The organism is Pseudomonas abyssi (assembly GCF_003444685.1).
Taxonomy (GTDB): Bacteria; Pseudomonadota; Gammaproteobacteria; order Pseudomonadales; family Pseudomonadaceae; genus Halopseudomonas; species Halopseudomonas abyssi.
On sequence record NZ_LMAZ01000001.1, the window covers coordinates 460736 to 480774 of the forward strand.

The following is a 20039-nucleotide window of genomic DNA, read 5'->3' on the forward strand; positions in this document are numbered from 1 at the left end:
AATTGATTTGTGCTTTCCTTACTATAGCTGCTTTTTCAGACCACACCCTGTGCCAGCATGGCGTCGGCCACTTTGACGAAACCGGCAATATTGGCGCCGCGAACGTAATCGATATGGCCGTCCTCGTCCTTGCCGTAGTGCTCGCACGCGGCATGGATCGACTGCATGATGCCGTGCAGCTTCTCGTCTACCTCGCCCGCACTCCAATGCAGGCGCATGGCGTTCTGGCTCATCTCCAGGCCGCTGACCGCGACACCGCCCGCATTGGCTGCCTTGCCCGGCGCAAACAGCACGCGGTGTTCCTGCAGCAGGTCAACGGCTTCCAGTGTGCTGGGCATGTTGGCCCCTTCGGCCACGGCAATGCAGCCGTTGTCGATCAGGCTGCGCGCGTCGTCGGCGTCCAGCTCGTTCTGGGTGGCGCAGGGTAGCGCGATGTCGCAGGGCAGGTGCCAGGGGCGCTGGCCAGCGATAAACTCGCAGCGGTCACCGTGCAGGGCGTCGAGGCGGCCACGCTGCTCGTTCTTCAGAGTCATCAGCGCATCCCATTGCTCCAGCGTCATGCCGTCCGGGTAGTACAGGGTGCCGCCGGAGTCGGACACGGAGATGACCCTGCCGCCGAGTTCCAGCACTTTCTGCGCTGCGTACTGGGCGACATTGCCCGAGCCGGAAATCGCCACACGCTTGCCTTCTATCTGCTGGTCGCGTTGCTTGAGCATTTGCTCGGCAAAATAGACGCAGCCATAGCCGGTGGCTTCCGGGCGGATCAGGCTACCGCCGTAGGCAATGCCTTTGCCGGTCAGCACAGAGGTAAATTCGTTGCGCAGGCGCTTGTATTGGCCATACAGGTAGCCAATTTCACGGGCGCCAACACCGATATCGCCGGCGGGGATATCCAGGTCTGCACCAATATGGCGCGACAATTCGGTCATGAAGGCCTGGCAAAAACGCATGATCTCGCCGTCGCTTTTGCCCTTGGGGTCAAAGTCCGAGCCGCCCTTGCCACCGCCCAGCGGCAGGCTGGTCAGCGCATTCTTGAATACCTGTTCAAAGGCGAGGAACTTGAGGACCCCAAGGTTGACCGACGGGTGGAAGCGCAGGCCGCCCTTGTACGGGCCGATAGCGCTGTTCATCTGTACGCGATAGCCGCGGTTGACCCGGACCACGCCCTGGTCATCGACCCAGCAGACGCGAAACTGGATCACCCGCTCAGGCTCGATCAGGCGCTCGATGATACCGGCACGCAGGTACTTGGGGTTGGCTTCCAGGAAGGGCCACAGGGTGCTCAGCACCTCTTCGGCCGCTTGATGGAATTCTGGCTGGTAGGGATCGCGGAGCTTCAGTTCGGTCAGGCAGGCAGCCAGGGTCGGAGTCATGTCTGGGGTCACTTTTTTATACGTTCAGGGCGGAAAAGTGTAAACCTACCAGAGCACTGCGTGCACAGGAATGGTGCGCGCGGAAAATTATGTTGTGTAATTGTGTTTGTTTTTGGTGCGCCATGTCAGCGGCTCAGGCGAGCCGCTGACACTCAGCAGTCTCAGGCCAGCTTTTTGTAACGCACGCGGTGCGGCTGCGCGGCTGCATCACCCAGGCGCTTCTTGCGGTCCGCCTCGTACTCGGTGTAGTTGCCTTCGAAGAAGGTTACCTGCGAGTCGTCCTCGTACGCGAGGATGTGGGTGGCGATACGGTCGAGGAACCAGCGATCGTGCGAGATCACGATGGCTGCGCCCGGGAAGTCCAGCAGGGCTTCTTCCAGTGCGCGCAGGGTTTCAACGTCCAAGTCGTTGGACGGTTCGTCGAGCAGCAGTACGTTAGCGCCTTGCTTGAGGGTCAGGGCCAGGTGCAGACGGCCGCGCTCACCACCGGACAGGTCCTTGACGAACTTCTGCTGGTCGGAGCCCTTGAAGTTGAAGCGGCCCACGTAGCCACGTGATGGCATCTCGTAGTTGCCGACCTTGATCTGGTCGAAGCCGTCGGATACCTGCTCCCACACGGTCTTGTTGCCGTCCAGGTTGTCGCGGCTCTGGTCGACGCTGGCGATCTGCACGGTTTCACCAATGTCGATGGTGCCGCTGTCGGGTTGCTCTTTGCCGGTGATCATGCGGAACAGGGTCGATTTACCGGCGCCGTTACCACCGATCACGCCGACAATCGCACCCTTGGGTACGGCGAATGACAGGTTGTCGATCAGTACGCGATCGCCAAAGCCCTTGGTCACGCCATTGAACTCGATGACCTTGTCACCCAGACGCGGGCCGGCGGGAATGTAGATTTCGTTGGTCTCGCTGCGCTTCTGGAATTCCTGCGATTGCAGTTCTTCAAAGCGTTGCAGACGGGCCTTGGACTTGGCCTGACGGCCCTTGGCACCCTGGCGTACCCACTCCAGCTCGGCCTTCATGGCCTTGGCGTGGGAGGCTTCCTGCTTGGCTTCGGAGGCCAGACGAGCGGCCTTGGATTCCAGCCACTGGGAGTAGTTGCCTTCGAACGGGATGCCCTGGCCGCGATCCAGCTCGAGAATCCAGCCGGCGACGTTGTCGAGGAAGTAACGGTCGTGGGTAATGGCCACCACGGTGCCGGGGAAGTCGTGCAGGAACTGCTCCAGCCAGGCGACGGAGTCGGCGTCCAGGTGGTTGGTCGGTTCGTCCAGCAGCAGCATGTCGGGGGCCGACAGCAGCAGGCGGCACAGGGCTACACGGCGCTTTTCACCACCGGACAGATGTTCGATCTTGGCATCCCAGGCCGGCAGGCGCAGGGCGTCGGCGGCCACTTCCAGCTGGCGCTCCAGGTTGTGACCGTCGGCGGCTTGCAAAATGGCTTCCAGCTTGCCCTGCTCGGCGGCCAGTGCATCGAAATCAGCATCGGGCTCGGCATAGGCGGCATAGACTTCGTCCAAGCGGGCCTGGGCGTTCTTGATCTCGCTGACGGCTTCTTCAACAATGTCGCGCACGGTCTTGCTGTCGTCCAGCTGCGGCTCCTGCGGCAGGTAACCGACCTTGATGCCGGGCATGGGGCGAGCTTCGCCCTCGATTTCGGTGTCGACACCGGCCATGATGCGCAGCAGGGTGGATTTACCTGCGCCGTTGAGGCCTAGTACGCCGATCTTGGCGCCCGGGAAGAAGGACAATGAAATGTCCTTGAGAATCTGACGCTTCGGGGGGACGACTTTCCCGACCCGGTGCATGCTATAAACGTATTGAGCCATGGTGGCAGAACCTGTTGAATGGGAATGTGCGAAAGGCTTCGCCGGGGCTGGCGAAATGTGGTGGCAAGGCTAGCCTAACTGGCGTTTCAGGGCAAACCCTGAACCCCGCTCAGAGCCTGTCTGCAACGTGCAGCAGGCTGATCGATTGCGACCGGAAAAGTGACTACCTTGGATAACAACAAAAAAAACAGGTTGCCGCCTGCACGGGTAAAGGGCTCTGACGCTGTCATGCCTACCCACCTCGGCGTGGTGATGTTTGCGGTGGCGGCGCTGCTGCTGATGGCGCTGCTGGCCTGGCAGACGCGCACGGACTACCAGGGGCTGCAGCGTCAGCACCAGGTGCTGGTCGAGGAGTCGGTCTGGCTGATTGCCGATCAACTGGCGCTGAACCTGGCGACCAGCTCCAATGCCCTGATCTTTCTCCTTGATGCCCTTGATTCGCGCTCGGCCGATACGCGCCTGCAGGCGGTGCAGCAACTGCTGCCTGGCGTACACGGTGTTCATCTGGTGCATCCGGACCGGCTGCCTCGCGATGTTCGCGAGCCGTGGGTGCAAACCGCCCGCCGCTTGCAGTTGGGTGGCGAGACCTTTGGACTTGACTCCAGCGCCGAGCGTAATCGTCTGTTCTGGACGCTGGCCAGTCAGGAGCCGGGGCGCTTCTGGATCTTGAGCATGGACGAGCGTGTGCTCTCCTCACTGGTGGCCTCGCGTACCGGTCAGGGGTACATCTGGCTGCTCGAAGACACCGGACGAGCCCGGGTGCTGGTGCGCCAGCAACAGGAACGCGCGTCCTATCTGGGTAACACGGCCGTGACCGCTCAGGAGCGCTCGCAGGTGGCCTTCAGCGCGCCGGTCAGTGGCACCTTGTGGCAGGTGCGCGGTCTGGTCGAGCCGGATTATTACGCCCACCTGATGGCGCCCGTGTTGCTGGGCAAGGTCGGGCTGCTGTCGATTTGCCTGCTGGTGCTGATGAGTGCCTTGTGGTTGTTGGGGCGGCAGTCGCGTACCACCCGTCAGCTGCAGGAGCGCCAGGATCAATCGCTGCGCAGCATGCTCGATACCGAGCGGCGTTATCAGGATGTCTTTCAGAATGTGGATATGGCCCTGTGCGTGATCGACCTGGTCGCGCTCAAACAGATGCTGCTGCGCGAGGGCATATTCAATGTCGAACAACTGGATGCCTGGTTGGAAGCCAACCCGCAACGCCATGGGCAGCTGTTGGACGAGGTCCGGGTGGTGGAAGCCAACCAGGTCGCTTTGGATCTGCTGCACTTGCCGAGCATTGATGCGTTGCAGACGCTGCTGCGCGGCCAGAGTCGGTTGCGGCCCGGTGGAGCGCGCTATCAACTGGTGCTGGCGTTGGTCAACGGCGATGAACGCTTCGACGTGGAAACCCCGTTGCGCGCCCCCGACGGCAGTACTGCCTATGTCTGGATGGTCATGCGGCTGCCAGCTGATGTCGATTGCCTGCACGCCGTTACCCTCAGCATTACCGACCTCAGCCAGCGGCGCTCGGCCGAGCTGGTGCTGCGCCAAAGCCGCGAGTTCTGGGCGGGGGTGGTGCGTGCCTTGCCAGACCTTATCTATATTCGTGACACCAAATGGATGGGCACCGGCGACTTTGTCTTCAGCAACCGTACGCTGGCCAGCATGCTGGGCTACAGCAGCGAAGAAGAAGCAAAAATGGGGGCTGACTACCGCAATCTGCTGCTGCATCCGGATGACCGGGAATACATGGCTTTCAATCGTCGCCTGCAGCAGGTGATGGGTGATAGCCAGATGCTGGAGTGGAAGGTGCGCTGGCGCCACCGGGATCTTGGCTGGCGTTGGTTCAGTATCAGCTCCAAGGTGTTCAAGCGCGCGCCTGACGGCCGCGTGCAGCAGGTCATCGGTTTTGTCCGGGATATTCATCAGCAGACGTTGGCCAGTGAGGTCATTCAGCGCTCCGAAGCCCGTTACCGCCTGCTGACGGAAAATATTGCCGATATCGTCTGGTCCACCGACAGCGACTTCAAGCCAGACTATATCAGTCCGTCAGTGAAGCGCCTGCTGGGCTACAGCCCTGCCTTTATGCTCAGTCCGGCGTCCCGCGAGGTGCTGGCCGATGAGCGCTTTGACAACTTCATGGCGTCCATTCGGGCCGAGCTGCGCGAGCAGGTACACGCGCCGGAGCGTATCCAGGTCCTGCGGCGTCAGGGCTATCACCGCCAGATCACCTTTGATTGCATCAAGGCGGACGGCCTGAAGTGCCCGCTGGAGGTGCGTGTGTCGCTGATGTGGAGCGCGCAGGGCCGCTTTTTGGGCTTGCTTGGCCTGGCGCGGGACATCAGCGAGCAGCGGCGTACCGAGAACCGCCTGCGCATGGCGGCAACGGTATTCGAGAACACCACCGGCGCTATCGTTGTGACGGACCCGGCGGGGTACATTGCGCAGGTCAATGAAAACTTTAGCCGAATCACCGGGTACTCGGCGGAACAGGTTATTGATCAGTTGCCTGCGATGCTGGTCGGTCAGCAGCATGAGTCGGCGTTTTACGCCGAGATTCTCCGTACCTTGTACAGCGAGGGTCGCTGGGAAGGGGAGCTCTGGCAGCAACGCAGCAACGGTGAGGGCTTTCCGACCTGGGCGGGTATCTCCGCGGTACATGACAACGACGGTGACCTGGTCAGCTATGTCTGCTTTTTTGTCGACATCAGCGAGCGCAAGGCAACCGAGGCGCGTATTGAAAGCCTGGCTTACTACGACGTGCTGACCGGGCTGGCCAACCGCACCCTGTTTCAGGACCGGCTGCAGGCCGCCTTGCAGCTGGCCGCGCGACGTGACGAGTGGGTGGCAGTGCTGTTTCTGGATCTGGACAGGTTCAAACCGATCAACGACAGTCTCGGCCATGCTGCCGGTGACCAGGTGCTGATCGACGTAGCTCATCGCCTGCGTGGCTGTGTGCGTGAAAGCGACACCGTCGCTCGCATGGGGGGCGATGAATTCACGCTGCTGCTGACCGGTCTGGCGGACCGCGAAGTGGCGCTCTCGGCTGCCATGCATGTGGGCGAAAAGGTCCTGCGAGCATTGGCGCCGGCCTTTGTCCTGCAGGGACGGGACTTCTTTGTCAGTGCCAGTATCGGCATTGCCTTCTATCCGCAAGACGGTGAGCAGAGCAGCATCCTGCTGAAGAATGCAGACACCGCGATGTACCATGCCAAGGCGTCCGGCAAGGACACCTTCCAATTCTACCAGAGCGACATGAACGCCCGCGCGCTGGAGCGGCTGGCGCTGGAAAACGACCTGCGCCGTGCCGTCCAGGAGCAGGCATTCGAGCTGGCGTATCAACCCCAGTTCAGTTGTGCCGATGGCCGGCTGACCGGCGCCGAGGCGTTGCTGCGCTGGCAGCATCCCCAGCGAGGCCGGGTGTCGCCGGCGGAGTTTGTACCCATCGCTGAGGAACTGGGGCTGATTGGTACGCTGGGCGAGTGGGTGTTGGAGGAAGCGGCCCGGCAGACGGCTGCCTGGCAGGCTGAAGGGCTGCACCTGCCGCGTCTGGCGGTCAACCTGTCGTCGATGCAGTTCGATGATGGTGAGCTGGCCAGTCAGATCGTCACCATTCTCGAGCGTCACGGGCTGGCACCGTCGTTACTGGAACTGGAACTGACCGAAAGTATCCTGCTGCGTAACATCGACGCCACCATGCAGACGCTGGAGGCGCTCAAGCGCAAGGGTATGCACATCGCGATCGACGACTTTGGTACCGGCTACTCGGCGCTCAACTATCTGCGCGACTTCCCGATCGACACCTTGAAGATTGACCGCGGCTTTATCCACAGCATGCATCCGGGCAGCCGGGATGCGCGGCTGGCCGAAGCGATTGTTGCCATGGGCCGCAGCCTGGATTTGCGGGTGTTGGCAGAGGGGGTAGAAACCGCTGAACAATTCGCGTTGATCGGCCAGTTTGGCTGTGATGAGGTACAGGGCTACCATCTGGGGCGGCCGGTAAGCCCAGACGAGTTTCGCCAGCGCTGGTTGCAGCAGGCCCGCTGACTGTCTACGCCGCCGGTTGAGCGTAATTTGTTGGCAGCTGAGCGCTTTTCAAGTGCCAGCAGGCGGGGCTTGCGTTAAAATGCCGCCTCTTTTTCATCCGAACGACCTAGCAGGGGGCCGTTACATGTTTAGCCGTTCCAACGATATTGCCACATTCGATGCTGATCTCTGGGCTGCCATGGAGCAGGAAGCCGTGCGTCAGGAAGAGCACATTGAACTGATTGCCTCGGAGAACTACACCAGCCCGGCAGTCATGCAGGCTCAGGGCTCGGTACTGACCAACAAGTACGCCGAGGGCTACCCGGGCAAGCGCTACTACGGTGGCTGCGAGCATGTTGATGTTGTGGAACAGCTGGCCATTGACCGTGCCAAGGAGCTGTTCGGCGCCGACTACGCCAACGTGCAGCCGCATGCCGGTTCGCAAGCCAATGCGGCCGTTTACCTGGCGCTGCTGCAGGCGGGTGACACCATTCTGGGCATGAGCCTGGCGCACGGTGGCCACCTGACCCACGGTGCTTCCGTGTCGTCCTCGGGCAAGCTTTATAACGCTGTGCAGTACGGCATCAACGACCAGGGCCTGATCGACTACGACGAAGTCGAGCGTCTGGCGGTCGAACACAAGCCGAAGATGATCGTTGCCGGTTTCAGTGCCTATTCTCAGGTGCTGGATTTTGCCCGTTTCCGCGCCATTGCTGACAAGGTAGGTGCTTACCTGTTCGTTGACATGGCCCACGTTGCTGGTCTGGTTGCCGCCGGTGTCTACCCGAACCCGGTGCCCTTTGCGGACGTCGTCACCACCACCACCCACAAGACCCTGCGTGGCCCGCGTGGTGGCCTGATCCTGGCGCGCGCCAATGAAGAGATCGAAAAGAAACTGAACTCCGCTGTGTTCCCGGGCGCCCAGGGTGGCCCGCTGGAGCACGTGATTGCGGCCAAGGCGATCTGCTTCAAGGAAGCACTGCAGCCCGAGTTCAAGACCTACCAGCAGCAGGTGGTCAAGAACGCACAGACCATGGCCAAGGTATTTGTCGAACGCGGCTTTGACGTGGTGTCCGGCGGCACTCAGAACCACCTGTTCCTGCTGTCGCTGATCAAGCAGGACATCACCGGTAAGGACGCCGACGCTGCTCTGGGTCGCGCCTACATCACCGTCAACAAGAACAGCGTGCCGAATGACCCGCGCTCTCCGTTCGTGACGTCCGGTCTGCGTATCGGCACCCCTGCGGTAACCACGCGCGGCTTTGTTGAGGCCGACTGCGAAGCGCTGGCGGGCTGGATCTGCGATATTCTCGACAACATGGGCGACGAGTCCGTGGTTGATCGCGTACGTGAGCAGGTCAAGGCCATCTGTGCTCGCCTGCCGGTTTACGGCGCCTGAACCTACACAGGCTCTAGTAAAAACCCACGATCAAGATCGTGGGTTTTTTTATGTCTCAAAATGGGGCATTTGGTTATATGCTGGCAAAACCGCCGTGCGCTGATGGATGCCGGTGTAACAACAAGAGACTGGCCATGAAGTGTCTGGCAATGATGTTTTTGCTTGCGCTGTGCTGGCTGCCGCACGCTTGGGCAGAACCGCACGCGCCCCTGCGTGTGGCTATGCTGCCGTACCCCGACTATGCCGAATACGATGCTGACCAGCGTGCCGACGGCCACGCGGTGCGCGTGATTCGGCGTTTGCTGGAGCGTGCCGGCTATGCCAGCGAGATTCGGCTGCTGCCTGTGGCCCGGGTTCGCCTCGGACTGATGTCCGGCGAGCTGGATCTGTGGCTGGGGCTGAACAACCAGGTGGACCTGGAGGCTTATACGCTGCAGAGTCACTCCAGCTTTGGCGCCTTGCCGATCAATCTTTACTACCGCCCTGATGAGGCGACGCCCAACTGGCCGGAGAGCTTGCGTGGACGCACGCTGATCCTGATCACCAACTACAGCTATAGTCTGCCTGTTTCGCGCACCTTACAGGACCCTCGGCTGGCGCTGCAGACGCGTTCCAGCAGCTCGCATACCGGCGCCATTCGCATGTTGCTGCGTGGGCGCGGAGATTATTTGCTGGATTACCGCGGTCAGGTGGCCGCCGCACTGAACACGCTGGGTATGCAGGCGCTGCCGCATGTCGCGGTTGATCAGCCGGCTATGCGTTTGTTTGTGTCGCGCCAGCGAGCCGATGCCCGGGTACTGCTGAATCGGCTGGATCAAGCCTTCGACGCGCTGGTCGATGAGGGGGTTGATATGGATGTGACGCGGCAATAGTCGACATATAGGCCTCGGTAAGCTTGCGCCTGATCGCGCGGCTTGGTTGAATGGCCGCCCCGTCCGGCCATCGATTGGTGTTACCCGGACAGGATGATTAACGGCAAGGGACGGTCTGCGATGCAAGACACTTTCAAGGTACGTTGCAAGGGCGAGCGGGACTCCGCTATTGACGAACAGCAGCTTCGCGACAATCTGCTGCGCCTGGGGTTTGGCAGCAAGCAACTCGACCGGCTGCTTAACGGCACGCCAGTCACGATCAAATCCGGCCTGTCGCAGGCCATGGCCGAGCGCTACCAGCAACGCCTGGCAGACGCCGGTCTGATTACCGAAGTGTTGCCTGTCGGTGCTACGTCATCAGCGCCGCCGGTACCACCGGCGCCGCCGACGTCGCCAATTCAGCAGCCAGCGTCCGGCATGCCGCAGCGGCGTATGGCGCCATTCCAGTTTACCGGCAATGGCAGCGAGTACTTTGGTATCTGGATCGTCAACATCTTGCTGATGGTGGTGACGCTGGGCTTTTACGCCCCCTGGGCCAAGGTGCGTAACCTGCAGTATTTCTATGGCCACACCGTGCTAGAGAAGCAGAGCTTTCAGTATCTGGCCGACCCCTGGGTGATCTTTCGCGGGCGGCTGGTGGCGGTGGCAGCGTTTATTGTCTGGTCAATTGCCTCCAACTTCTTCCCGATTGCGGCCATGGCGCTGCTGGTGATCTTTATCCCGCTGGTGCCCTGGATCATTACTCGTTCGCTCAAATTTCATGCGATCAACAGCGCCTACCGCAATATTCGCTTCGACTTTGTCGGCACCTACTGGCAGGCGGTCAAGGTGGTTTATCTGTGGCCGCTGGCGGGTCTCCTTACGCTGGGCCTGCTATTGCCGCTGGCCGTGCAGCGCTGGCACCAGTTTCTCACCGATAGCGCTCGTTATGGTCGCAGCGCCTTTGCGCTGAACCTGAGCGTGGGGCAGGTGTATCTGTTCTTTCTCAAGGTGCTGGGCGTGTTTGCCGGCCTGCTGCTTATCGGTGGTGTGCTGTCGCTGGTGTATCAGCCGCTCATGGCGGTCTTTGCGATGGCTGCCTATCTGGCCTTGTTTGGCTACTTTATGGCGGGGCTGACCAACCTGGTGATCGACAGCATCAAGCTGGAGGACCACGGCTTTGCCTCCAGTCTGGGCAAGCGTCGGATAGTCTGGATTTTCTTCACCAACTCCCTGCTGATTCTGCTGACCATGGGCTTCTTCACTCCCTGGGCGAAGGTGCGCATGGCGCGTTATCGCGCGTCCTGTTCCGAGATGGAAGTGGCTGGCGATCTGGATGGCTTTATCGCCGGTGAGGCGCAGCACGCCGGTGCCGTCGGCATGGAGCTGGGGGACGCCTTTGATGTCGGCTTCGGCTTTGGCTGATGGGCTTGTGACTGGCCGCTACTTCGACGGCCAGTCCAGTCAGGCGCGTGCTGCCGAGGCCCGTGTCGATGCGGGTCAGCTGGAATTGCGTCTGGAAAGCGGCGAGCGTCTGCAGTTTGCAGCTGATCAGGTGCGTCTTGGTATGCAGGTTGGCAGCGCTGGCTGCTATCTGCATCTGGCTGATGGCGCTGTGCTGGAGTCGACCGATGTGGCGGGCGTGCAGGCACTGGTCCGGGCGCTGCGCTCTTCAACCTCTGGTACGCTGTGGTTGCATCGGCTGGAGATCAGCCCTCGGCTGATTGTGCTGTCCTTGCTGGTGACGGTGGCGTTGATGGTGGGCGGTGTGGTCTGGGGTGTGCCTTGGGCATCGGATCGAATCGCCCACATGCTGCCTGAGTCGCTGGAGGAGCTGGCCGGCAGTGAAGCGCTGGATGCCATTGACCGTACCTGGGCTGATCCAAGCGAGCTGACCGAGGCTAGGCAGCAGGCGCTGCTAGCCCATATGCAACCGAGCCTGCAATGGCTTACCGAGCAGTATCCTGAGCGTACCCTGAAGGTGCATTTTCGTTCGGCACCGGCGTTGGGCGCCAATGCCTTTGCCTTGCCGGGCGGTCATCTGGTCTTCACCGACGAGATGGTGGAGCTGGCGCAGCACGATGATGAGCTGGTAGCAGTGCTGGCGCACGAAGCGGGCCACGCGGTCCACCGCCATGGCATGCGCAATCTGGTGCAGGGCTCATTGCTGGTGTTTGTCATGGCCTCGATGACCGGTGATATCTCGGCTGCTTCTGATCTGGTGGCGGGTGTGCCGGCCTTGATGGCAACCCTGGCCTATCGGCGCGGTATGGAAGAGGAAGCAGACGACTTTGCGCTGGATATGTTGCGTGCCCGGCAGATTCCGCCGACGCGCTTTGTCGATATCATGCAGCGGCTGGATCCGCCGGGTGAGGGCGATGACGAGGATTCAGTGGCTCGCTTCCTGTCGACCCACCCGCCGACGCCTGAGCGGATTGAGCGCTTTCAGGCGGCCCAGTAGGGTCTGCTGACGTTGTATCGGCAGACCCTGCACGGCGCGCCTCAGCGCAGTTTGAGGGTGCTCAGCGTGCGCTCACGTACCTGCTTCAGCAGTGCGCCATCGTTGACCAGCGACTGGCCGTAGGAGGGCACCAGCTCGCGCATGCGCGCTTGCCACTCGGGGCTGGCAATACGATCCTTGAAGCAACGTTCGAGCACATCGATCATGGCCTGCACTGCAGTCGAGGCGCCAGGGGAGGCGCCCAGCAGCGCAGCCAGGGTGCCGTCTTTGGCGGCGACAATCTCGGTACCAAATTCCAGTTTGCCGTGGCCCTTGGCGTCCTTCTTGATGATCTGTACGCGCATGCCGGCGTTCTGCAGCTTCCAGTTCTTCTCCTGAGCATCCGGGAAGAAGTTGCGCAGCGAGGCAACGCGATCCTTGTGCGACTGGAACGACTCGGCAATCAGATACTTGGTCAGATCCATGTTGTCGCGACCAACCGCCATCATTGGTGCCACGTTGTAGGGCTTGACCGAGGAAAACAGGTCAAACACCGACCCTTTCTTCAGGAACTTGGTGGTAAAGCCGGCAAATGGCCCGAACAGCAGTGCCGGTTTGCCATTGATGATGCGCGTATCCAGGTGTGGAACCGACATCGGCGGAGCGCCGACCGGTGCCTTGCCGTAAACCTTGGAGCTGTGGCGTTTGACCACGTCCTGGTCCTGGCAGACCAGCCATTGGCCGCTGACCGGAAAGCCGCCGTAGCCCTGGCTTTCGTCGATGTTGGATTTTTGCAGCAGCGGCAGGGAGCCGCCGCCGGCGCCGAGGAAGACGAACTTGGCGTTGATCTCCAGATCCTTGCCGGTTTTCTCGTCCTCGACCACCACGCGCCAATGGCCGCGCTTGCTTTTGCGTAGTGACTTGACCGAGTGACTGAGGCGCAGGTCGAAGCCGTCCTGCTGCTCCAGGTGGGCGATCATGCGGCGGGTGAGTGAACCAAAGTCGACGTCGGAGCCATGTTCGACGCGGGTGGCGGCGAAGGGCACATTGGTGTCGCGACTGGACATGATCAGCGGCATCCACTCGCGCAGCTGTTCGGGGGACTGGCTGAACTTCATTTCGGCAAACAGGTGGTGATTGCTCAGTAGTTCGTGACGCTTGCGCAGGAAGGCAACGTCCTTTTCACCCCAGACGAAGCTCTGGTGCGCGGTGGCATTGATGAAGTCCGAGGGGTTCTGGATGATGCCCTGTTCTACCAGGTAGCTCCAGAACTGCAGGGTTACTTCAAAGGACGCGTTGATTGCCAGCGCGCGCTCAATGGTGACATTGCCATTCTGGTCTTCGGGAGTGTAGTTCAGCTCGCAGTAGCCGGCGTGCCCGGTGCCTGCGTTGTTCCAGCCGTCGGTGCTTTCATGGGCCACGTGATCCAGACGTTCGACCAGGGTAATGGTCATGGCGGGATCCAGCTGTTTGAGCAACATTCCCAGGGTGGCGCTCATGACACCACCACCGACCAGCAATACATCCACGTTCGTTGCCGTCATTTACCTGTCGCCTCTTTGCTAAAAATCAAGGAGCCTGAGCTCTCCAGTGATCATACTGGCCAATGTCGGGGCGGCTAGCAAACGGGCTTGTCCTCGGCTGACGCTTTTGGCTGCGCCGAGAGCACGTCAAGCAATGTGTGCTGTCAGCTCCGAACGCCCGGGCATGTGTTATCAGTGTTGGCTGATGATGTTGCGGTTGGCACTTCGTGTGGAATTGCCGGCCAGGGCTCAATGGACGGACGGTGATCTGCCATTGGAGTAGTTCAGAGAAGGCGTATCATACCGGTTTCTCTGTTCGGGTGACAGGCGCTGCAGCCCTGCATTGGGCCAAAGCGGCAGGCGCAATGACCGACTTTGGTCGCAAATGCCGGTAACAGGACAGACTTTGTGTTTTTTTGCGCGCTGCAATTGGCGCCAGTTTTACCTTGAAAAAAGGGGATGTGGATGCGAGATGTGGTGATCGTTGGTGGTGGTGTGATGGGCTGTCTGACGGCGCTGGAGTTGTTGCAGGCGGGGTGTCGCGTAACCCTGCTGGAGCGCGGCGAGCTGGGACGTGAGGCGTCCTGGGCCGGCGGCGGTATCGTGTCGCCGCTCTACCCCTGGCGCTACAGCGCACCCATCAGTGCACTGGCGCGCTGGTCGCAGGACTATTACGGCGCCCTGGCGCGGCACCTGCTGGCGGACACCGGCATTGATCCTGAGGTGCAGCCCTGCGGGTTGCTGTGGCTGGACCTGGATGAACAGGATCAGGCCGTGCAGTGGGCAGCGCAGCAGGACCGGCCGTTGCAGCATGTCGATGAGCAGTTCATCTATCGCCAGGTGCCGCCGCTGGCGACGGGGTTGGCCGGTGCGCTATGGCAGGCTGATCTGGCGAACGTGCGTAATCCTCGGCTGATGAAAGCCCTGCGCGCGCGGCTGCTGCAGTTTGACGGTTTTGTGCTGCGTGAGCACTGCGCCGCACTAGGGCTGCAGCGTGATGCCGGGCGGATTACCGGTGTGCAGATCGCCGGCGGTGTGGTGAGCGGCGATGCCGTGGTGCTCTGTGCTGGCGCCTGGGGCGGGGACTGGCTGGCCGCTGAGGGGCTGACGCTGCCGGTTGAGCCGGTGAAGGGGCAGATGCTGCTGTACCGCATGGAGCCCGGCTGGTTGCCGTCGATGGTGATGGCCGAGGGGCGCTATGCCATTCCCCGGCGTGATGGACACATTCTGATCGGCAGTACGCTGGAGCATGCGGGCTACGATAAAACCACCACCGAACAGGCGCTGACCTCCCTGCGCCAGAGCGCCGAAGCGCTGTTGCCTGCGCTGGCGCAGCAAACGCCTGTCGCCCAGTGGGCGGGCCTGCGACCGGGCTCGCCCGACGGCGTACCCTATATCGGGCCGCTCGCTGCGCGGCCGGGGCTATGGCTGAACCTGGGACACTATCGTAATGGTCTGGTGCTGGCGCCGGCGTCGTGCCGCCTGCTGGCTGATCTGCTGCTGGAGCGTGCGCCGGCCATCGATCCGGCGCCCTATCTGCCGGATGCGCGACTTTGCCACGGTTGATTCAGTCGTCGAGCCCGAGCTTTTTCAGGCGATAACGCAGCGAGCGGAAGGTCAGGCCCAGCCGCTTCGCTGCGGCGGTCTTGTTCCAGCGGGTTTCTTCCAGTGCCTGGGTGATCGCCTGGCGTTCGATGTTATCCAGATAGTCTTCCAGGTGATCAATCTGGCTGAGGTCCGGGCTATCGTCGCCCTGGCTCGCAGTGCAGGGGCTAAGGTAAAGATCACCGGCATCAATCTGCTGCTCGTCGCACAGGGTAAAGGCACGTTCCAGCGCGTTCTCCAGTTCGCGCACGTTACCCGGGAAGCGATAGCTCTGCAGGCGCTCCATGGCGCTGTCGGTCAGGCGTGGTGCGGGCGTACCGTTGCGCTGGGCAAGACGCGCAAGAATATGCCGGATCAGCAGTGGCAGGTCTTCGCGCCGCTCGCGTAGCGGTGGCACCTGCAGCTCGATCACGTTGATACGATAAAACAGATCCTGGCGAAAATGCCCCTGCGCCACTTCGGCGGCCAGATCCTTGTGCGTGGCGCACAGCAGGCGGACATCGATCGGTTCCTCGCGTTGGCTGCCCAGTGGCCGCACCGCTTTTTCCTGGATGGCGCGCAGCAGCTTGACCTGCATGGCCATCGGCAGGTCCGCCACCTCATCCAGAAACAGGGTGCCGTGATTGGCGGCCTGAAACAGGCCGGGCTTGTCGGCGACCGCGCCGGTGAAGCTGCCCTTGCGGTGGCCGAAAAACTCGCTTTCCATCAGCTCGGATGGGATGGCACCGCAGTTGACCGGCACAAAGGGCTGGTCTGCGCGCGGACTCAGTGCATGGATGCGCCGCGCGACCAGTTCCTTGCCGCTCCCTGACTCACCGCTGATATACAGCGGCGCCTGGCTGCGCGCCAGCTTGCCGATCTGCCTGCGCAGGCGCTCGATAGGCGGGGAGATACCCAGCAGCGGGTCGTCATCGCTGGCGGGGCCGTTGTCCGGCTTTGGCTGGTTGAGCCTGAGCGCAGTGGCGACCAGCTCGCGCAGTCTGGTCAGGTCGACCGGCTTGGTTAGAAAATCGAAGGCGCCGGCCTTGAGGGCATTGATGGCGGTGTCCAGGCTGCCGAAGGCGGTAATCATGGCCACGGGGGTGGCTGGGCAGTGCTGCTGAATATGCCGCACGATGGCCATGCCGTCGCCGTCAGGCAGGCGCATGTCGGTCAGGCACAGGGCAAACGTCTCGCCCTCGAGCAGTGCGAGCGCCTGTTCCAGCGTGCTGGCGCGGCGGGTCAACAGGTCCATGCGCCCCAGCGTCATCTCCAGCAGTTCGAGAATGTCCGGTTCATCGTCAATGATCAGCACCGTGGGTCGAGTCATGGGCTGCGCCTGTCTCCTGTCTGTCCGTGGACGCCCATCATACCAGTCGTTTGGGGTGCGCGAAGGTGATGCGCATGCAGCAGCCATGTGGTTCCACACTGTCGCACTCCAGGCGAGCCTGGTTGCTTTCGCACAGTTCTCGGGAGATATACAGGCCAAGGCCGGTACCGCTGTTCTCGGTTGTGTAGAAGGGCTCGAAGATGTGTCCGACATGCTCACTGGCAACGCCGGGGCCGTGATCGATGACCTCCAGTGTGGGCAGCTGCGTGTCAGCGTGCAGGTACAGGCGCAGGTAAATGGTCCGGGGCGTGCCGGGTTCGCCGCTGTAGCGCAGGGCGTTATGGCACAGGTTGTTGACCACTTGGGTCAGCTGATTGGGGTCGATACGGGTCAGAATGCCTTCTTTTTCGATCTCGCAATCGATGCTGTCCGTGGCCGGGTGTGCGGCGCGAAAGTCCTGCAGAAAGGCGGAGGTCCAGAGCGCCAGGTCCAGCAGTTGCGGCTCGCTGGGGCGGCGTCGGGACAGCTCTAGCACGGTCTCGATGACCCGGTTCATGCGCTGAGAGTGCTGCTGGATGATCTCGGTCAGGCGCAGGTCCTGACGCGACAACAGGTCGGACTCGTTGAGCAACTGGGCTGCGTGGCTGATGGCACCCAGCGGATTGCGGATTTCATGGGCGATGCTGGCGGTGAGGCGGCCAAGGGATGCCAGTTTCAGCTGCTGAGCTTGCTGCGCCACCTGGGTGTTGTCGTCCAGAAAGACCAGAATACTGCCCTTGCTGCTGTCGCCGAGCGGCTTGAAGTTGGCCATCAGCTCGGCCCCGCCGCTGTGGCTGTGGAAGGAGGTGCCGCGCACCGAGGGGTTGCGCTGCCATTGACGCAGCCGCTGCTCCAGCTCTGGTGCAATGCGTTCGAGTTTGGCGCCGGTGGGCAACTCGCGACCGAGCATCTGGGCACAGGCCTCGTTGCTGGTAACCACGCGCTGGTCGTCCGAGACCACCAGAATGCCGGTGCGCATGCGCTGGATGATCAGTTGGTTGAGCTGCTCCATGCTGGCCAGGCTGGCGGCCTGTTCGCGCGCGAGTATCTCGGACAGGTGCAGGCGGCGGCTGACTCGCTGTACGAACATGGCAACGGCGAAGTAGATGGCGCCGAGCACGCCGGCCTGCAGGTAGCTTTGGCCGATGTACGGATGGGTCAGGCTGAGGAAGAAGGTCAGGTAGATCAGCACCAGACTGGCCAGAGCCGGCAGCAACAGGCCAATTCGCCCGTGCAGCAGGACGTTGCCGATGGCGACCGGAATGATCAGCAGGTTGCCGAAGCCGCTGCCGATGCCGCCGGCCGCGTAAAAGATCACGCCCAGCAGGCCGATATCCAGTACCGCGAGGATGAACAGGTGCAGATCGCGTCGACCGCGATGCAGCGACAGTGCGATCAGTACGTTGATAAACAGATAGATCCAGCTGGCCTTGGCGTAGACGTCGGCGTCGCTCACCGACAGTACCCCTTCGCGCAGCGCCGAGCTGGTCAGCAGCGTCAGGCCGAAGCCCAGAATAACCCGATACAGGTTGTACAGACGCAGTATGCGTGGGCGCTGGGAATCTATGCGTTCAGTGCTGGCTGTGCTCATCCCGGTGTTCCGCGCAGCAGTACCAGTGGTCGTTGGCGCGCAGGGCGCTGTCCTGTGGCAGGTGTACATGGCACTGCGCACAGCGCACCATCAGCGGCGGCTCCTGCTGCGCTCGCGCGCTCTGCTGTTGGCGTTGAGTTGCCTGCTGTCGCTGCAGGCCGCGCCACAGGCGCAGGGCGAACCACACCAGCAGGGCAAGAAAGATGAGTTTGATTAGTCCCATGAAACAGGCTTGTGTCGAGAGTGGAGTCGGGCGTTACCTTTGCATGCGGCAACGCGTGTGCAATTGAGCAGCGGGCTCCAGTGTATCCCATGGCCCGCCCTCGCCAAAGCCATCTTGCGATTGCGGGTGCGCAGCGCTTGCCGGACAATAGGCCGCATCTTGAGTCAGGAGAAGCAACATGACGGCGACATTGCGCATCGTGATGGCCCAGCTGAACATGCGGGTGGGTGATATTCCGGGGAATCTGGCGCGCATTATCGAGGCTGCCCGGCACGCCCGCGACGAGCTGGGTGCCCGGGTCATCGTGTTTCCCGAGCTGTCGCTGTGTGGTTATCCACCGGAAGATCTGCTGCTGCGCTCCAGCATGCAGGCGCGCATCAGTCGTGCGTTGGATAGCCTGTGCGAAGAGGTTTCGGGCATTTACATGGTGGTTGGCTACCCCTGGCAGGAGGGTGATGTCTGCTACAACAAGGCCGCAGTGATTGCCGATGGGCGCATGCTGGCGTCCTACGCCAAGCAGCAACTACCCAACTACCGCGTGTTTGATGAAAAGCGTTACTTCACCGAGGGTGAGGAATGCTGTTTGCTGGAGATCGATGGCCTGCCCGTGGCTGTCACGGTCTGCGAGGATATCTGGCATCCGCAGCCAATGGCTCAGGCCAGGGACGCCGGTGCCCGGCTGATGCTCAACCTCAATGCCTCGCCGTTCCATATGGACAAGCAGCGTGAGCGCGAGGTCATGCTCGCCGGCCGCGCTGCGGAGGGCGGTATGCCCATCGTCTACGTGAACCAGGTGGGTGCCCAGGATGAGTTGGTGTTTGATGGCGGCTCGGTAGCGGTCACCGCCGACGGACAGATCGCCTGTCGGGTCGAAGCGTTTACCGAGGGGCTGTATCCGGTGGATGTGCACTTTGACCAGAACCAGGTAAGGCTGCGCCAAGGCGCCGTGGCCGCCATGCCGGAGGTGGAGGCCAGTGTTTATCAGGCGCTGGTGACCGGTGTCCGCGACTACGTCAACAAGAACGGCTTCAAGGGCGTGGTGCTGGGGCTGTCTGGCGGCATCGACTCGGCCTTGACTCTGGCAGTTGCTGTGGATGCGCTGGGCGCGGAGCGGGTAGAGGCGGTGATGATGCCCTACCACTACACCTCGGGCATGAGCCTGGAGGACGCCGAAGCCCAGGCGCGCACCATGCACGTACACTACCGGGTGCTGCCCATTGCCCCCATGGTTGAAGCATTTATGCAAACGCTGGAGCCGGTGTTTGAAGGGCTGCCGCGCGATACCACCGAGGAAAACCTGCAGGCACGCTGCCGAGGCACTTTGTTGATGGCGCTGTCCAACAAGACCGGCGCGCTGGTGTTGACCACCGGTAACAAGAGTGAGATGGCCGTGGGTTACGCCACACTCTACGGCGACATGGCTGGCGGCTTTGATGTGCTCAAGGATGTGCCCAAAACGCTGGTATTCCGGCTGGCCGAGTACCGCAATACGTTGGGCCCGGCGATCCCGCAGCGCGTCATTGATCGCCCGCCATCCGCCGAGCTGGCGCCCGACCAGAAAGACGAAGACTCGCTGCCGCCTTATCCGGTGCTGGACGAGATTCTGCGTCTGTATATCGAGCATGACCTGTCCGCCAGCGCCATTGTCGCTGCCGGTTTTGATGAAGATGTGGTCAAACGCGTAGTGCGGCTGGTCGATCTGAACGAATACAAGCGCAGGCAGGCCGCCGTGGGCGCGCGCATAACCCAGCGCGGCTTCGGTCGCGATCGTCGCTATCCGATCACTTCGGGGTGGGGGATGGAGGATTAGCCGGCCAGCCGGCCGTTGGCCGGCAGCTACAAGCCACAA

At 61.8% G+C, this 20039-nt stretch carries 13 protein-coding genes; 7 read left to right on the forward strand and 6 right to left on the reverse strand.

The annotated features are described in order from the left end of the window. Positions 1–35: 35 nt before the first annotated feature. Together gdhA and ettA are read right to left on the reverse strand one after the other, a co-directional pair. Positions 36–1373, reverse strand: a complete 1338-nt coding sequence (gene gdhA, locus ASB58_RS02195; protein ID WP_118129194.1) for an NADP-specific glutamate dehydrogenase — start codon at positions 1371–1373, stop codon at positions 36–38. Between the two features lie 161 nt (positions 1374–1534). Beyond that, a complete protein-coding gene (gene ettA / locus ASB58_RS02200; RefSeq protein ID WP_083725369.1) occupies positions 1535–3199 on the reverse strand; it encodes an energy-dependent translational throttle protein EttA in 1665 nt (554 codons plus the stop codon). Between the two features lie 228 nt (positions 3200–3427). Between ettA and ASB58_RS02205 the strand changes: the two genes are divergently transcribed. From ASB58_RS02205 to ASB58_RS02225, 5 genes are all read left to right on the forward strand, one after another. Further along, positions 3428–7231: an EAL domain-containing protein gene (locus ASB58_RS02205; RefSeq protein ID WP_118129195.1), complete on the forward strand. Its 3804-nt coding sequence runs from the start codon at positions 3428–3430 to the stop codon at positions 7229–7231. A gap of 124 nt (positions 7232–7355) precedes the next feature. Then, on the forward strand, positions 7356–8609 hold the full coding sequence (gene glyA, locus ASB58_RS02210) for a serine hydroxymethyltransferase (protein WP_083725374.1): 1254 nt from the start codon (positions 7356–7358) through the stop codon (positions 8607–8609). Between the two features lie 134 nt (positions 8610–8743). Beyond that, positions 8744–9481: a substrate-binding periplasmic protein gene (locus ASB58_RS02215; protein WP_118129196.1), complete on the forward strand. Its 738-nt coding sequence runs from the start codon at positions 8744–8746 to the stop codon at positions 9479–9481. A gap of 120 nt (positions 9482–9601) precedes the next feature. Then, positions 9602–10885 (forward strand): YjgN family protein, encoded by a 1284-nt coding sequence (locus ASB58_RS02220; RefSeq protein WP_181977848.1) that lies wholly within the window; start codon positions 9602–9604, stop codon positions 10883–10885. Then, positions 10863–11921, forward strand: a complete 1059-nt coding sequence (locus ASB58_RS02225; RefSeq protein ID WP_181977849.1) for a M48 family metallopeptidase — start codon at positions 10863–10865, stop codon at positions 11919–11921. The genes ASB58_RS02220 and ASB58_RS02225 overlap by 23 nt, the downstream gene beginning before the upstream one ends. Positions 11922–11962: 41 nt before the next feature. On the opposite strand, the gene mqo is transcribed toward ASB58_RS02225, so the two are convergent. Beyond that, positions 11963–13444 (reverse strand): malate dehydrogenase (quinone), encoded by a 1482-nt coding sequence (gene mqo, locus ASB58_RS02230; protein ID WP_118129199.1) that lies wholly within the window; start codon positions 13442–13444, stop codon positions 11963–11965. 438 nt (positions 13445–13882) lie between these two features. On the opposite strand from mqo, the gene thiO reads away from it, so the two are divergent. Continuing rightward, on the forward strand, positions 13883–14989 hold the full coding sequence (thiO, locus tag ASB58_RS02235; RefSeq protein ID WP_118129200.1) for a glycine oxidase ThiO: 1107 nt from the start codon (positions 13883–13885) through the stop codon (positions 14987–14989). A 1-nt stretch (position 14990) separates the two neighbouring features. Here the strand turns inward: thiO and ASB58_RS02240 are convergent, their stop codons facing one another. From ASB58_RS02240 to ASB58_RS02250, 3 genes are read right to left on the reverse strand one after another with little or no spacing between them, the layout of a single operon-like run. Beyond that, entirely contained in the window at positions 14991–16337 is a 1347-nt protein-coding gene (locus ASB58_RS02240; RefSeq protein ID WP_096003376.1) for a sigma-54-dependent transcriptional regulator, read from the reverse strand. A 37-nt stretch (positions 16338–16374) separates the two neighbouring features. Then, positions 16375–17967, reverse strand: coding sequence for a two-component system sensor histidine kinase NtrB (locus ASB58_RS02245; RefSeq protein ID WP_118129201.1), 1593 nt, complete (start codon positions 17965–17967; stop codon positions 16375–16377). Beyond that, positions 17948–18190: a PP0621 family protein gene (locus tag ASB58_RS02250; protein ID WP_118129202.1), complete on the reverse strand. Its 243-nt coding sequence runs from the start codon at positions 18188–18190 to the stop codon at positions 17948–17950. The genes ASB58_RS02245 and ASB58_RS02250 overlap by 20 nt, the downstream gene beginning before the upstream one ends. 178 nt (positions 18191–18368) lie before the next feature. Between ASB58_RS02250 and ASB58_RS02255 the strand changes: the two genes are divergently transcribed. Then, positions 18369–20000 (forward strand): NAD+ synthase, encoded by a 1632-nt coding sequence (locus ASB58_RS02255; RefSeq protein ID WP_118129203.1) that lies wholly within the window; start codon positions 18369–18371, stop codon positions 19998–20000. The last annotated feature ends 39 nt before the right edge of the window (positions 20001–20039 follow it).

Bases quoted from the DNA above. Each gene is read 5' to 3' on its own strand.
- gdhA (WP_118129194.1), bottom strand. From the start codon at position 1,373: ATGACTCCGACCCTGGCTGCCTGCCTGACCGAACTGAAGCTCCGCGAT.
- ettA (WP_083725369.1), bottom strand. From the start codon at position 3,199: ATGGCTCAATACGTTTATAGCATGCACCGGGTCGGGAAAGTCGTCCCC.
- ASB58_RS02205 (WP_118129195.1), top strand. From the start codon at position 3,428: ATGCCTACCCACCTCGGCGTGGTGATGTTTGCGGTGGCGGCGCTGCTG.
- glyA (WP_083725374.1), top strand. From the start codon at position 7,356: ATGTTTAGCCGTTCCAACGATATTGCCACATTCGATGCTGATCTCTGG.
- ASB58_RS02215 (WP_118129196.1), top strand. From the start codon at position 8,744: ATGAAGTGTCTGGCAATGATGTTTTTGCTTGCGCTGTGCTGGCTGCCG.
- ASB58_RS02220 (WP_181977848.1), top strand. From the start codon at position 9,602: ATGCAAGACACTTTCAAGGTACGTTGCAAGGGCGAGCGGGACTCCGCT.
- ASB58_RS02225 (WP_181977849.1), top strand. From the start codon at position 10,863: ATGTCGGCTTCGGCTTTGGCTGATGGGCTTGTGACTGGCCGCTACTTC.
- mqo (WP_118129199.1), bottom strand. From the start codon at position 13,444: ATGACGGCAACGAACGTGGATGTATTGCTGGTCGGTGGTGGTGTCATG.
- thiO (WP_118129200.1), top strand. From the start codon at position 13,883: ATGTGGATGCGAGATGTGGTGATCGTTGGTGGTGGTGTGATGGGCTGT.
- ASB58_RS02240 (WP_096003376.1), bottom strand. From the start codon at position 16,337: ATGACTCGACCCACGGTGCTGATCATTGACGATGAACCGGACATTCTC.
- ASB58_RS02245 (WP_118129201.1), bottom strand. From the start codon at position 17,967: ATGAGCACAGCCAGCACTGAACGCATAGATTCCCAGCGCCCACGCATA.
- ASB58_RS02250 (WP_118129202.1), bottom strand. From the start codon at position 18,190: ATGGGACTAATCAAACTCATCTTTCTTGCCCTGCTGGTGTGGTTCGCC.
- ASB58_RS02255 (WP_118129203.1), top strand. From the start codon at position 18,369: ATGACGGCGACATTGCGCATCGTGATGGCCCAGCTGAACATGCGGGTG.